This window comes from Streptosporangium sp. NPDC002721 (assembly GCF_042888905.1).
In the GTDB taxonomy this organism is placed as follows: Bacteria; Actinomycetota; Actinomycetes; order Streptosporangiales; family Streptosporangiaceae; genus Streptosporangium.
In genome coordinates this window covers 61,358-74,320 of sequence record NZ_JBIAQI010000008.1, presented here as the reverse complement: position 1 = coordinate 74,320, position 12,963 = coordinate 61,358, and the positions used below count along the sequence as shown (strand labels likewise).

Genomic DNA, 12,963 nt, shown 5'->3' with positions numbered 1-12,963 from the left:
GCCCACCCCGGAGAGGCTTTCCTGACCGGATTTGACAAGCTTTCTGACACCGTACCCCCCGAAGTGGATCCGCCGGTCCCCGGACACGGGTTCGCCGGTCCGGCCGAGGGGACGGCCGGACCGGCGAGGTGCTCGCGGGCGTCTAGAACGCCGCGTGCTCCGGACTGTCGACGTAGATCCGACCGAAGTCGATCGACGGGGTGGAGCCGGCGAAGTTGCGCTGGACCTCAGCTCTCTCCGCCGCGTTCGGGTTGGCGTTGGTGCAGCTCGTGCCCGCGCTCGCGCCGGACATCAGGTCCGTGCACCGACCGGTACGCCGGTCGGGCAGTCCCAGGATGTGGCCGATCTCGTGGGCGGCGATCCGCAGCGGGTTGTGACCCTGAGCGGTCGCCTGCCGCCCCATCCACACGGTTCCGCGTCCCAGGCTGGTGGGCTGCGCACGGGGCCAGCCGTTGTCGGCGATCACCACGAAGTCCGCGGGACTGCCGGCCACCAGTTGTACGTTCGAGACGCTGGAGTTCCAGATCTGGGCCGCCTGGTTCACGGCGGACCGGAACTCCGCGGCCCTGCTCGCGTCGTACCTGAGCACGCGGACCGCTGCCGTGCCGGCGTCCGCCGCGTGGGCGGGCGCGGCCTGGGCGGGGGTGACCGTCACCAGGAAGGCCAGCCCCAGGATGAGGGCGACGCCGAAGCGAATGATTCTCGACATTTCTAGCGGGCCTCCTCGGCCGTCGGGGGGTTGCTCACGGGGAGCAGCTGGTGAGGAGGCGAGATCAGCCGGTGACGAGCGTCAGCCCGTACGCCGAGAGGATCTCGTTGACCGGCTGGTGGTAGGTCGTGCCGCCGACGCTGCAGTTGCCCGAGCCGCCGGAGGTGACACCCTGGGCCTGGCTGCCGGAGATGAACGAGCCGCCGGAGTCGCCGGGCTGGGCGCACGCGCTGGTGCGGGTCAGGCCGCTCACCGTGCCCTGGGAGTACCGCACGCTGGCGTTGTGCTGCTGGATGACGCCGCAGCGCCAGCCGGTGGTGGAGCCGGAGCGGCAGATCGAGGCGCCGACCGAGGCCTGGGTGGAGCCGCGCACGGTGACGTTGGCGCCGCCGGAGCCGCGGACGTAGGGGGTCACGGTGTGGCCGGGGGTGGAGACCCAGGCGTAGTCGTTACCGGGGAACGACGAGCCGTAGAAGGAGCCGGACGGGTTGGTGGTGGCGGCACCGGCCCTGCCGCAGTGGCCTGCGGTCACGAAGCCGGGGGCGGTGCCACGGCGCGCGGAGAAGCCGATGCTGCAGCGGCTGCCGCCGATGTAGTAGGCGTTGCCGCCGATGATGTTGATGAAGGCCTCGGGCTTCTCGGTGGAGAGCACCACCTTCACGACGCCCCGGTCCGCGCCCGCGGCGGCGGCGAGGGCCTCACCCGCGGCCTGGTCGCCGGCGAGGACCACGACGCTGTTGGTCGTGACGTCGACGTACCAGAGGGACGCGCCGGCCTTGGCCTCCGCCGACGCCCCGTCGAGCTTGGCCTTGACGGCGTCGAGGCTGGCGAGGGAACGGCTGACGATCACGGGCTGCGCGCCCTTGGCCCTGATGGCACCCGCGTCGGCGGCGTCGGTGGTCGCCACGGAGAGCTGGGAGGCGTCTCCGTTGAGCCAGGCGCCGGCGTACTCGGCGCCGAGCTCCTTGGTCAGGGCGGCCTCGGAGGCGGCCGCGCGGTGCTCGTTGGCCAGGCGCTGGACGGCCTGCTCGGCGGTGAGGCCGAGGTCGCGCTGGAGGGCGTCCAGCATGGCTGCCGGAGGCTGGGGGGCAGGGGGGGCGGATGCTGCGACGGCGGGCGCCACGGTGGCGACCAGGTACAGGGCCACGGTAGCGGCGCCGGCCAGGAGGGTACCTCGACGTAACATGAACACTCCTTGTGAGGGGTGATGTCAAGGTATTGGGGAGAGACCAGCGGAGGGATCTCCCAAAGAATCCCTATCGCGATGTTATGGGGAGTCTTGCTGGCTTTTATGGACTTATGGCGAGCTGAGGTGCGACGACCGTACGCGGACCGCGGACGCCTTCCTCCCGGGGCGCTGAGATGACCGAAACCGCCGAGGAATGGAGCCGAAACGGCGGGCGAGCGATCGGCGATCGCGCGCTTCCCCTACTCGCGCGGCCGGGGGGAACTCTGGAAGACTGGTCGCCGCGCCTTCGGCGCACGGGTGCCGATTCCTGACAGCGATCAAACGGAGCAGCGTCGATGACTTGTTCTGGACATCCAGAACTCGCGAGGATGGATCGCTGCCCCGCACGCGCGGCCGATCGCGGGCAAGGCGCCCTCGCGAGCTCCGTTCCGTGCCGCCCCCGGACACGCCCCGCGCGGGCCGCCGTCCCGGCCCCTCACCGCCGGGCCGTCACGGCCCGGACGTCACAGAAGGACATGTGTCATGACTGACGAAGCCGCCGCCGTCGAAGCCGCCGTCGACGGCGGGAGCGGGGAGACGGAGACGCTGCCGCGCCGCGTCGACGCGCTCCGGTGCCCGCACACCGAGCCCGGCGAGCGTCGCTGCGTCCTGCCGCCCGGCCACGACCTGGACCACGTCTACCCGCACAAGAAGGCTCCCGCGCTGTGCGCGGGTGAGTGACGGGCCGACCGGTCCCGGTCGCCCTGTCCTGGCCGTTCTACCCTGGCCGTCCTGCCCCGCGAACGAGGACAGGCACTCCACGCGGGGGAGGCACCCTCAGAGGACGCCGATCGCCTCGGCGGACGCCACGGCCGCGCGAACGGCCTGCGCCGGGTCACCCTCGTGGTAGCGCCGCTCGCTGAGCTCGATGTTGTCGAGGAACTCCTGGTAGCGGAGGGCGTACGCGAGATGCTGCAGCGGTTCCGCCAGGATCAGCGCGCGGGCCGGGTCGCAGCCGGGGACGCTCGCCGCCCACGTCGCGCACCAGGCGTCCGCGGCCGCCTCCCAGCGGTCGGCGGGCAGGAAGTCGCGGGGCCGCAGCCCGTCGAGGGCGGGGTGGCCGTAGTGGCTGTCGGCCAGGTCGAGCACGACGGGGCCGCGCGGCCCCGACACCCAGTTGCCCGGGTGGAAGTCGCCGTGCACCAGCGTGCGCGGCAGGCCGCAGGACTCCAGCGCGGCGATCAGCGAGGGCAGGCGGCCGGCCAGCCGGTGGGCCAGGCGCAGCTCCCCGGTGTCCAGGTCGCCGCCCGCCTCGCCGTCGAGCAGCCCGCCCACCAGGGCGGCCATGACCTCGGGGGTGCGGTCGAGCAGGCCGTCGGGCCGCCCGTCCCCGCGCGCGGCGTGGGCCGCCTGTGCCCTCGCCAGCCGGCTCACCGCCCCGGCGACGATCTCCCGCGGCGCGTCGTGACAGCCGCCGCCGGGCACGTGCTCCAGCAGCACCCGCCGGTTCGGGGTGTCGGCCGCCACCACCGCGGGCACCAGGCCGGGGTCCTCCGCCGCGAGCATCCCGATCGCGCGGGCCTCGTCGGCGGCGAAACCGGGAGTGATCTTCAACCAGACCGGCCCCGGGCCCGTGGGGATGCGGAACAGCCCCGCCAGGTTCCAGGTCCTCACCTGCCGCGCGGGCCCCTCGGCCGGCCTGCCCGCCTCGCGCAGCGCGGTCCGGGCCCAGCCGAGCGCCGCGCGCACCCCCGAGGCCTTCGCCCACTCCGCCCGGTGCGCCACGGGGCCCGTCAGGTCCTCGAGCGCGGACGGTCTCCCGGCCGCGTCCGGGGTGCCGGGCCGCAGGGAGGCCGGGCCGGTCGCCGGCGGGCCGAGGGCCTCGACGTGGTAGGTCGTGTGGCCCTCGCGGGGTCCGCGGCCCCGGTCCTCGGCGTCGACCAGGCGCAGCACCACCACGGGCGTGCCGAGCACCCCCTCCAGGTGAGCCACGACCGATCCGACCTCGGCCCACCAGGGATCGGCCACCGGGAACGGCCCGACCGTTCCCAGCCACTCGCCGCCGGTCGTCACGAGGGCGCTCACCGTACGGCCTGAGGCCGCGCTTACGGGGGTGCTCACGTGCGGTCCGGTGCTTCGGTCGCGGGGGTGCTCACCGTACGGCCTGATGCTTCGCTCACGCGGGCAGTGTGCCGCCGGGGGGACCGCCGGCGCCACGGGTTTTCCCCGAGGCCTTCCCGGACGGGAGGGGGCCGGTCAGTGCCTCGGTACCCGCGCGGTGCCTCGGTGCCCGGTCAGTGCCCGGGGCCGTGGTCGTCGAACAGGGAGGGCTCGCGCCGCCGGGCCGGCTGCGCGTGCGGTTCCATCGGTCCAGCCGGGTGACGGCCGTCGTCCGCCCGGCCGTCACCCGCGCGGTTGCGCCGCAGCTGCGACTGGAGCTCCGCGTCCTCGCGCATCTCCTCCTCGGAGGGGGACAGGAAGATGGCCAGGAGGAGCCCGAGGGTGAGCAGGCTGATCCCGACCAGCAGGGGCAGCATGAAGTCCATCCCCTGTGCCCCGCTCGTCGGCGTGACGGTGTCGTGGACCCCGACGCCGATGGCGAACATGCCGGTGTAGTGCATTCCGTTCACCGCGAGCCCCATCAGCAGCGCGGCGCCGGTGGTGGCGAGCGCCCCGCGTACGCGCAGGCTGAACCAGAGGGCCACCGTCGCCGCGACCACGGCGATGAGCAGCGACAACCCGACCAGGAGGGGGTCGTAGCTCATGTGCGCCGACATGTTCATGGCCGCCATGCCCAGATAGTGCATCCCGGCCACCCCCAGGCCGGTCAGCAGCCCGCCGCCGAGGAGCGCGCCGGTGCTGTTCTCCTTGCGCGAGACCAGGAAGAGGCCGGCGCCGACGACGACGATCGCGAGCAGCGCGGAGGCGATGGTCAGCGGCACGTCGTAGCGGATCGACGTGCCCCGCACGTCGAAGCCCATCATCGCGATGAAGTGCATCACCCAGATGCCGGTCCCGCCGATGGACAGGGCCGCGCCGGCGAGCCAGAACGCGCCCGAGCCGTCCTCCGCGCCGCGTGCCCGCGCCGTGAGCAGCAGCCCCAGCAGACAGCCGATACTCGACATGATGTAGGAGGCCGCCGGTGTGACGAACCCGTAGGCGAAGTGGTCGATGGCAGGCATGGCGAACTCCTGGCGGACGGAAGGCGTTCTGGAACGTGCCAAACCGAGGTCAGGGCGGTCGGCGCGCGCAGGATGGTCGAGAGGGCCCGTACCGTGATTGGCTGACCGTCCAATCACTACGAGGGGTGCTCACCTTACAGTTCCGAGGTTCCGAATGGCCATAATGGGGTGATTACGAATGCCTAAAACGATCACTCGGTGACTGTTCCGCTCACGTGAAGTGAACATTCCAGAAGAGGAGGGGCCGATGACCAGGCTCACCGGTCAGGGACGCAAGACGCCGCCGCCTCCGATATGGCCGCAGGACCGTTACGAGGTCGCCTGCGAGCGCGACGAACCACACGGGAGCACCCGTGACCTCTACCACTTTCCCGGGCACGCGGTGCACTCGGCTCGCAACCTGGAGACGGCCGGGCTCGCCAGAAGGGTGCGCGTGGTCAGGCTGTCCGACGGGTTGGTGATCTACGACCGCGTCAACGGCGTCGACCTGCCCGCCGACGAGTGGTGACCGGCGGGCCCCGTGGACGGGGCGGGAAGGAGCCGGGTCAACCTCCCGGGCTGGGGTAGAAGTCCTGGATGGACGCCGGACGCACCGCTCGTACCGGCCGTCCGGTGGTGCCGTGAGCGTCGAGAGGTGGTCGTGGACGGATCTGTGCCATCTGGACCGCGAGCGAACGGAGATCGCGGGAACGGCGGAACCGGGCCCCGCGAGGGACGCGCGAGCATGCTCGCGGGGCTGGCCGAGGCCAGCCACATGAGCACGGTGGAGGACCTACCGGCCCTCGTCGAGGAGCACGCCGCCCACGTCGGGCTGTACGACGTGCTGATCTACCTGGCCGACCTGCAGCAGGACGTGCTGCGCCCGCTGACCGGCCTTGACGCCGGTACGGGGGCGGCGCCGGGGGAGGGGGAGCTGCGGATCGACGGGACGCTGGCCGGGCGGGCCTTCCAGGAGGTGCGCGTCCTGCCCAAGCTCCCCTCGGGGACCGAGCCGGGCTGCTGGTGGGTGCCGCTGCTCGACGGCACCGAACGCCTCGGGGTGCTGCGCGCCGCCGTCCGGCCGCGGACGGAGGCGGGCCGGGCCCAGGAGGACATGCGGCACCTCGCGTCCATGGTCGCGCTGCTGCTGGTGAGCAAGCGCTCCCAGAGCGACTCCTACGCTCGGCTGGTACGGACCCGGCCGATGAACGTCGCCGCCGAGATGCAGTGGAACCTGCTGCCGTCGCTCACCTTCGCCAACGAGGAGGTGGTGATCGGCGCCGCGCTCGAACCGGCCTACGAGCTCGGCGGCGACGCCTTCGACTACGCGCTCTCCGGCCGGTTCGTCCACCTGGGGGTCTTCGACGCGATGGGCCATGACGCGTCGGCCGGGCTGACCGCGAACCTCGCGGTGGCCGCCTGCCGCAACCGCCGCCGCCAGGGCGCCGGGCTCGTCGAGGTCAGCGAGGGGATCGAGGACGTGCTGATCGCCGAGTTCGGCCTGGGCAACCGCTTCGCCACGGCGATCCTGGCCAACCTGGACATGCGTACCGGCGTGTTCACCTGGGTGAACCGCGGGCACCACCCCCCGGTGGTGATCAGGAGAGGACGCTGGGTCGCCACCCTGCGGTGCCCGCCAGCCCACCCGATGGGCCTCGGCCTGGGACTGCCCGTGACCCTGTGCAGGGAGCAGCTGGAACCCGGCGACCGGGTCCTCCTCTACACCGACGGCATGACCGAGGCCCGAAACCGGCTGGGCCAGGAGTTCGGCCTGGAGCGCTTCGTCGACTTCATCATCCGCCGCAGCGCCGACGGCCTTCCCGTGCCCGAGACCCTGCGGCGCCTGGTCCGCAGCGTGCTGGAGTATCACGACGGGAGGCTGCAGGACGACGCGACCGTCCTGCTGGTGGAGTGGCGCGGCGGCGCCCAGGGAAAACTGCGCCTCTGAGCCCTCTGAGCCCTCTGAGTCGTCCGGAGGCCGCGGCGGGCCGGGGGCGGCGGGTAGGGCTCAGGAGGCGGGCGGCCCGGGAGGGTAGGGGCTCTCGCCGTCGCGGATCGCCGCGAGCATCTGGGCCGCGTACGCCTGCACGGCCTTGTGCAGGCCGTGGCCGAAACTCACCCGGGCCACCCCGAGGGCCGCCAGCTCGCCGAGCGACGGCGTGCCGGGACGGAACAGGATGTTGACCGGTCCGTCGATCTCCCCGACCAGCGCGCGAACGGCCCCCGCCTCACCCGCGAAGATCGGGTAGACGCAGTCGGCGCCCGCCTCCAGGTAGCGGCGGCCCCGCCGCACCGACTCGGCCAGCCGTTCCTCGGCGCCGCCCGTGCCGTTCATGTAGGTGTCGACCCGGGCGTTGATCACCAGGTCCACGCCCGCGGCGGTCGCGGCGTCCCGGACGGCGCGCAGGAAGGCGGCCTGCTCGTCGGCGTCGGCCATCGCCCCGGTGCGGGGGTCGGAGTCCTCCAGGTTGCAGCCGGACGCCCCCGCGGCGACGAGCCGCTCGACCAGCTCCGCGGGCTCCAGCCCGTAGCCGCGCTCCATGTCGGCGGTGACCGGCAGGCCGACCGAGCGGCTGATCCTGGCGATCGCGGCCAGCATCTCCCCGACCGGGGTCTCCTCGCCGTCGTCGTACCCGAGCACCGGGGCGATCGCGGCGCTGCCGGTGGCGATCACCGGGAAGCCCGCGGCCTCGACGGCGCGGGCCGAGGCGGCGTCCCAGACGTTGGGCAGCACCAACGGCTTGCCGGGCACGTGCAGGGCTCGCAGGGCCGAGGCGTTCTCACGGACCGTCGCCGACGCGTCGCCGCCGGTGCCTTCGCTGGTAGTGGTCATGGAAGCGACCCTAGGGGGAAAGCGGACCGACCTTAAGAGCCAATCGCGCACCAATCGATTGGGCCACCTTCCCCGCGCCCGGCCCGGCGGGGCAGAACGCCGGAGACCCCCGGCCCCGGTGGGGGTCAGGGGTCTCCGGCTCTCGAACTCTCGGAATCGGTCAGGCGCTCTTGCGGCGCTGGGCGCGCAAGATCGCCAGGCGCTCGTTGAGCACCTCCTCCAGGTCCTCGATCGTGCGGCGCTCCAGCAGCATGTCCCAGTGCGTCCGTGGGGGCTTGGCCTTCTTGGCCTCCGGCACCTCGCCGTCGACCCGGAGGGCGGTCGCGCCGCACATGCGGCACTCCCAGGTCGCCGGGATCTCGGCTTCAGCGGCAAGCGGAACGTCGAATCGATGACCCTTCGGGCAGGTGTAGGACACCTCCTGGCGCGGGGCCAGATCGGTGTTGCGGTCGTTCTCGTAGCTGGTCGCCCCGAGTCTGGTGCCGCGTAGCGCACGCTCGCCCATGTCTGAATGCCTCCTGAGGGCCCCGTCGTGAGGGGTTTGTCTCCCACGGCGTACAACGCTTGATACCGTGTGTGGATTCCCACAGACAGGGTGATCCAATCGCACGTTCTTGACCCGGTCTGCGAAGGACCCCTTTTTCTCGGTGTTCTCAGATGCGTTCGGGCACCTGGTTTCCGGCCGCTCTGATGGCCTTGGGCAGGTTGACGAGGGCGAGCAGCACGAGACCGAGCACGAAGAAGATCACCAAAGAGATGATGCCGAGGCGATAGCTGTCGGTCAGCTGGAGCGCCAGGCCGAGGGTGAACGACCCGAGGAACGTCGAGCCCTTGTCACTGATCTCGTACAGGCTGTAGTACTCCGCCTCCTTGCCCTTCGGGATCACGTGGGAGAAGAGTGACCGCGACAGGGCCTGGGTGCCGCCCATCACGATCGCGATGGCGAACGCCAGTGCGAAGAAGGGCAGGGCCGCGCCCCTGGGCAGGAAGTAGGCCACGGCCACCACGGCGATCCAGGCGACCAGCGCGACCATCACGACCCGCTTGGCCCCGTACGAGGCGGCGAGCCTGCCGAGCAGCAGCGCCCCGAAGAAGGCCACGAACTGCACCATCAGGATCGCCGCGATCCGCACGGTCTGGTCCAGCCCGAGTTCCTTGTCGGCGTAGGTGGCCGAGAAGGAGATGACGGTCTGCACGCCGTCGTTGTAGATGAGGTAGGCGACCAGGAAGCCCAGGGTGAGCGGGTAGCGCCGCAGCTCCCTGATCGTGCGGCCCAGCTGGCGGAAGCTGCCCGTCACGGCCTGTCCCACGTTCTCCGCGCCGGAGGGGAGCGCCCGCCGGTTGCGCAGCCGCAGCAGCGGGATGATCGTGAACCCGCCCCACCACAGGCCCGCGGACGCCAGGGCGATGCGCACGGCCTCGCCCTCGGCGATGCCCAGGCCCTCGTGGCCGAGGAAGAGCGCCAGGTGGACGGCGAGCAGCAGGCCGCCGCCGAGATAGCCGAAGCCCCATCCCTGGGCGGAGACCTTGTCGCGCTCGTCCGCCGTGGAGATCTCCGGCAGGAACGAGTTGTAGATCACGAACGCGGCGGCGAAGGCGACGCTGGACACCAGGAACAGCACGCCGCCCAGCAGGTAGCGCCCGTCGGCGACGAACCAGAAGCAGACGGTCGCCCCGGCGCCGATGTAGGCGAAGACGCCGAGAAGCTCCTTCTTGCGGCCGGTGTGGTCGGCCAGCGCGCCCACGATCGGCATCAGGATGATCTGCAGGACGGCCGCGCAGCCCACCACGAAGGAGTAGTAGGCGCTGGGCCGCACGTCGAACCCGAGCACGTCGACGTACGGGCGCCCCTGGGCGGCGGTCTCGGCGATCGTCGTCAGGTACGGGCCGAGGAAGACCGTCAGGATGGTGGTCGGGAAGGCGGAGTTCGCCCAGTCGTAGAAGTACCAGCCGCGCTGCTCGCGGCGCCGGGACTGGGGGGAGTCCTCGACGGCCTGTTCGGAGGTCATGAGCGGTCCTCGGTGTGTTGGAGGGGGGAAGCGGGGAGGAGAAGGGGCGTCGCGTTCGCGTGGCCTACGCGGCGAGGCGCCCCGGGTACCACTGGCCACGTGACTCCAGCACGTCGCGCAGCCCCGAGATGTTGTCGGTCATCAGGCCGTCCACCCCGAGGTCGAGCAGGCGTTCCATCACCCCGGTGTGGTTGACGGTCCACACGTGGATCTGCATGCCGAGCGCGTGCGCGGTGCGGATCAGGGCGGGTGTGGTGATCCGCAGCCCGCGGAAGCCCACCGGCACCTGCGCGCACGGCACCCCGGCGCGGGCCAGGCGGGCGAGCAGGCGGCCATATCCGGAGGTGCTGGCGGCGGCGCGCAGGGTCGCCACGCCGCGCGGGCCCAGCGAGGAGCAGACCTCGCGGCCGATCGCGGCGCGGGCCCTGGCGAGCCGCTCCTCGGAGAAGGAGGTGAGGCAGATCCGGTCGTGGGAGGCGGTCCGGTCGATCGCCCTGGCGAGCGGCGCGATGGCCGCCGACTCCTTGACGTCGATGTTGAAGCGCGCCTCGGGCCACGAGCCCAGCAGGTCCTCCATCAGCGGGATCTCGTCCACGCCGCCGATCCGCGCCTCGCGCACCATCCGGTACGGCAGCTCGGCGATCCGGCCCCGGCGGTCGGTCACCCGGTCCAGGGTGTGGTCGTGGAAGGCGAGCAGCACCCCGTCGGAGGTGGCGTGCGCGTCGGTCTCCAGGTAGGTGTAACCGAGCCCGACGGCCCGCTCGAAGGCGGAGAAGGTGTTCTCCCTGCCCTCGGCGGCTCCACCCCGGTGGGCGAAGGGCAGGGGGCCGGGATGGTCGAGGAAGGGGTAACGGCGTCGCACGTGCAGGAGTATGCCCCCTGCGGGCCGGACGCGTCATCGCGGGCAGGTGAACGTTTGGGTCACAGGGTCCTGAACGGGATGCGGCGGGTCTCCACCCCGCACCGGGATCAACCTCCGCGCAGAGGCCGCAGGGTCCCGAACGGGACGCGGCGGTGGCTCCGGCGCGGACGGTTCGGTGGGTGTTCGGATCACAGGGCCGTGGGAGACGGGGCACGGCGGTGGTCCCGACACGGCCGGAGCCCGGGCGGGGCTTTGCCCTGACCTGTCCATCGCCGTGGATGATGGAAAACACCTGGTCGTCCACGGTGGGTCTCGGCGTCATGCCCGATTTCGGGGCGCGCCGAGGCCGAGGCCCGTGAGAACGGAGGCCGCGCATGAGCGGGAGAAGCACGCCCGGACGCCTGGCGAGCGTGAGCGGTTTCGCCGACGACCGCCTCGGCGCGGCGAAGTTCCTCAAGCGGAACATGCGGAAGATCTTTCCTGACCACTGGACGTTCCTGCTGGGCGAGATCCCTCTCTACTCGTTCGTCATCCTCCTGCTGACCGGCACGTTCCTGACGTTCTTCTTCAAGCCCGTCATGGAGGAGGTCGTCTACAACGGCTCCTACTCGCCGCTCAGGGGCATCTCGATGTCCGAGGCGTACGCCTCGACACTGGACATCAGCTTCGACGTGCGCGGCGGCCTGCTGATGCGGCAGATGCACCACTGGGCCGCCCTGCTGTTCATCGGCGGCATGATGATCCACCTGCTCCGGGTGTTCTTCCACGGCGCGTACCGCAGGCCGCGCGAGCTGAACTGGCTGATCGGCGTCGCCCTGCTGGCCCTCTCCCTGTTCGAGGGCCTGACCGGCTACTCCCTGGCCGACGACCTCCTCTCCGGCGCCGGGTTGCGGATCACCGCCGGGGTGGCGCAGTCGCTGCCGCTGGTCGGTACCTGGCTCACCTTCCTCCTCGTCGGCGGCGAGTATCCGGGCGACGAGATAATCCCGAGGTTCTACTCGATCCACATCCTGCTCCTGCCGGGCATCCTGCTGGCCCTCATCACCGCCCACCTGATCCTGACGTGGGTGCTCAAGCACACGCAGATGCCGGGCAAGGGCCGCACCAACGACAACGTGGTGGGCGCGCCGACCTACCCGTCCTTCATGGCCAAGTCGGGCGCCTACTTCATGTTCACCTTCGGGATCATCGCGCTGCTGGGTGGTTTCGCCCAGATCAACCCCGTCTGGCTGTACGGCCCCTACAAGCCGTCCGACATCTCGGCGGGCTCCCAGCCCGACTTCTACCTGGCGTTCCTGGACGGCTCGCTGCGCCTGATGCCCTCCTGGGAGATCAACCTCTTCGGCACCGCGGGGGGCACGCTGCCGATGAGCGTGATCGTCCCGGCGCTGCTCCCGCTGGGGATCATCCTGCTGGGCCTGGTCCTGTACCCGTTCGCCGAGCGGTGGATCACCGGGGACCGGCGCGAGCACAACCTCGCCGACCGTCCCCGCAACAACCCGCACCGCACCGCGATCGGCATGTCGGCGGTCACGTTCTACGGCGTGCTGTGGCTGATGGCCGCCACCGACGTGATCGCCGCGAACTCCCGCCTCTCGATAAACGCGATCATCTACCTCGGCCGGGTCGTGGTCTTCGTCGGCCCGGCCGTGGCCTACTACGTCACCTACCGGATCTGCCTGGGCCTGCAGCGCCGCGACGCCGAGGCCCTCGGGCACGGCGTGGAGACCGGCGTGATCAAGCGTCGGCCCACGGGGGAGTACATCGAGGTCCACGTCCCGCCCATGGAGTCCATCGAGGCCCAGGTACGGGGCAAGGAGCCGGTCCCGATCCTCCCGGGGGCGGCCGAGGGCGGCGACGGGGACGGTGTCCCGCAGGACGGCAAGCACCACCCGCTCCTCAGGCTTCGCGCCGTGATGAGCAGGGCGTACGGCGGGGAGAAGGTCCCCCTCGACGGAGACCGGGACCACAACGGCCACGGCGACCACAACGGCCACGGCGAGCGCGTCGGGCACGACGGGGGTGACCGCGCCGGTCGCGGCGAGCACGACGGCCACGACGGCCACAATGGCCGCGACGGCCACGGCGAGCGGGAGGGACGTGACGCTGCCGGGCGCGCGGCCGTCGGCCCGGGGACGGACGAGAACCGGCCGCCGTGACCGGCCCTGCCGTGACCGGACCCGCCAGATCGGCCCTGCCGTGACCGGACCCGCCGGATCGG

The 12,963-nt window shown here is 71.7% G+C and carries 12 protein-coding genes; 4 read left to right on the top strand and 8 right to left on the bottom strand.

What is annotated here, in order from left to right; translation table 11 throughout:
- Positions 1-142: 142 nt before the first annotated feature.
- Positions 143-709 carry a snapalysin family zinc-dependent metalloprotease gene (locus ACFYWM_RS12645; RefSeq protein ID WP_389912937.1) on the bottom strand — a complete coding sequence of 189 codons (567 nt, stop codon included), beginning with the start codon at positions 707-709 and terminating at the stop codon, positions 143-145.
- 64 nt (positions 710-773) lie between these two features.
- Positions 774-1,895: a S1 family peptidase gene (locus tag ACFYWM_RS12640; protein WP_389912934.1), complete on the bottom strand. Its 1,122-nt coding sequence runs from the start codon at positions 1,893-1,895 to the stop codon at positions 774-776.
- A 525-nt stretch (positions 1,896-2,420) separates the two neighbouring features.
- On the opposite strand from ACFYWM_RS12640, the gene ACFYWM_RS12635 reads away from it, so the two are divergent.
- A complete protein-coding gene (locus tag ACFYWM_RS12635) occupies positions 2,421-2,618 on the top strand; it encodes a hypothetical protein (RefSeq protein ID WP_389912931.1) in 198 nt (65 codons plus the stop codon).
- Positions 2,619-2,714: 96 nt separating this feature from the next.
- Here ACFYWM_RS12635 and ACFYWM_RS12630 read toward each other — a convergent pair whose 3' ends face one another.
- Both ACFYWM_RS12630 and ACFYWM_RS12625 read right to left on the bottom strand, forming a co-directional pair.
- Positions 2,715-3,998, bottom strand: a complete 1,284-nt coding sequence (locus ACFYWM_RS12630) for a phosphotransferase family protein (protein WP_389912928.1) — start codon at positions 3,996-3,998, stop codon at positions 2,715-2,717.
- 173 nt (positions 3,999-4,171) lie between these two features.
- Positions 4,172-5,059 carry an MHYT domain-containing protein gene (locus tag ACFYWM_RS12625; protein WP_389912925.1) on the bottom strand — a complete coding sequence of 296 codons (888 nt, stop codon included), beginning with the start codon at positions 5,057-5,059 and terminating at the stop codon, positions 4,172-4,174.
- A 247-nt stretch (positions 5,060-5,306) separates the two neighbouring features.
- On the opposite strand from ACFYWM_RS12625, the gene ACFYWM_RS12620 reads away from it, so the two are divergent.
- Positions 5,307-5,567, top strand: coding sequence for a hypothetical protein (locus tag ACFYWM_RS12620; RefSeq protein WP_389912923.1), 261 nt, complete (start codon positions 5,307-5,309; stop codon positions 5,565-5,567).
- Positions 5,568-5,783: 216 nt separating this feature from the next.
- Positions 5,784-6,986, top strand: a complete 1,203-nt coding sequence (locus ACFYWM_RS12615; RefSeq protein ID WP_389912920.1) for a PP2C family protein-serine/threonine phosphatase — start codon at positions 5,784-5,786, stop codon at positions 6,984-6,986.
- A gap of 60 nt (positions 6,987-7,046) precedes the next feature.
- Here the strand turns inward: ACFYWM_RS12615 and ACFYWM_RS12610 are convergent, their stop codons facing one another.
- From ACFYWM_RS12610 to ACFYWM_RS12595, 4 genes are all read right to left on the bottom strand, one after another.
- Complete coding sequence (locus ACFYWM_RS12610; protein ID WP_389912917.1) at positions 7,047-7,871, bottom strand: isocitrate lyase/phosphoenolpyruvate mutase family protein; 825 nt, start codon at positions 7,869-7,871, stop codon at positions 7,047-7,049.
- Between the two features lie 160 nt (positions 7,872-8,031).
- Positions 8,032-8,376 carry an RNA polymerase-binding protein RbpA gene (locus tag ACFYWM_RS12605; RefSeq protein ID WP_030904469.1) on the bottom strand — a complete coding sequence of 115 codons (345 nt, stop codon included), beginning with the start codon at positions 8,374-8,376 and terminating at the stop codon, positions 8,032-8,034.
- Positions 8,377-8,524: 148 nt separating this feature from the next.
- Positions 8,525-9,880 (bottom strand): MFS transporter, encoded by a 1,356-nt coding sequence (locus ACFYWM_RS12600; RefSeq protein WP_389912914.1) that lies wholly within the window; start codon positions 9,878-9,880, stop codon positions 8,525-8,527.
- A gap of 64 nt (positions 9,881-9,944) precedes the next feature.
- Complete coding sequence (locus ACFYWM_RS12595; RefSeq protein ID WP_389912911.1) at positions 9,945-10,742, bottom strand: glycerophosphodiester phosphodiesterase; 798 nt, start codon at positions 10,740-10,742, stop codon at positions 9,945-9,947.
- Positions 10,743-11,116: 374 nt separating this feature from the next.
- Between ACFYWM_RS12595 and ACFYWM_RS12590 the strand changes: the two genes are divergently transcribed.
- On the top strand, positions 11,117-12,901 hold the full coding sequence (locus ACFYWM_RS12590; RefSeq protein ID WP_389912908.1) for a cytochrome bc complex cytochrome b subunit: 1,785 nt from the start codon (positions 11,117-11,119) through the stop codon (positions 12,899-12,901).
- Positions 12,902-12,963: the final 62 nt, after the last annotated feature.

Bases quoted from the DNA above. Each gene is read 5' to 3' on its own strand.
- ACFYWM_RS12645 (WP_389912937.1), bottom strand. From the start codon at position 709: ATGTCGAGAATCATTCGCTTCGGCGTCGCCCTCATCCTGGGGCTGGCC.
- ACFYWM_RS12640 (WP_389912934.1), bottom strand. From the start codon at position 1,895: ATGTTACGTCGAGGTACCCTCCTGGCCGGCGCCGCTACCGTGGCCCTG.
- ACFYWM_RS12635 (WP_389912931.1), top strand. From the start codon at position 2,421: ATGACTGACGAAGCCGCCGCCGTCGAAGCCGCCGTCGACGGCGGGAGC.
- ACFYWM_RS12625 (WP_389912925.1), bottom strand. From the start codon at position 5,059: ATGCCTGCCATCGACCACTTCGCCTACGGGTTCGTCACACCGGCGGCC.
- ACFYWM_RS12620 (WP_389912923.1), top strand. From the start codon at position 5,307: ATGACCAGGCTCACCGGTCAGGGACGCAAGACGCCGCCGCCTCCGATA.
- ACFYWM_RS12615 (WP_389912920.1), top strand. From the start codon at position 5,784: ATGCTCGCGGGGCTGGCCGAGGCCAGCCACATGAGCACGGTGGAGGAC.
- ACFYWM_RS12610 (WP_389912917.1), bottom strand. From the start codon at position 7,871: ATGACCACTACCAGCGAAGGCACCGGCGGCGACGCGTCGGCGACGGTC.
- ACFYWM_RS12605 (WP_030904469.1), bottom strand. From the start codon at position 8,376: ATGGGCGAGCGTGCGCTACGCGGCACCAGACTCGGGGCGACCAGCTAC.
- ACFYWM_RS12600 (WP_389912914.1), bottom strand. From the start codon at position 9,880: ATGACCTCCGAACAGGCCGTCGAGGACTCCCCCCAGTCCCGGCGCCGC.
- ACFYWM_RS12590 (WP_389912908.1), top strand. From the start codon at position 11,117: ATGAGCGGGAGAAGCACGCCCGGACGCCTGGCGAGCGTGAGCGGTTTC.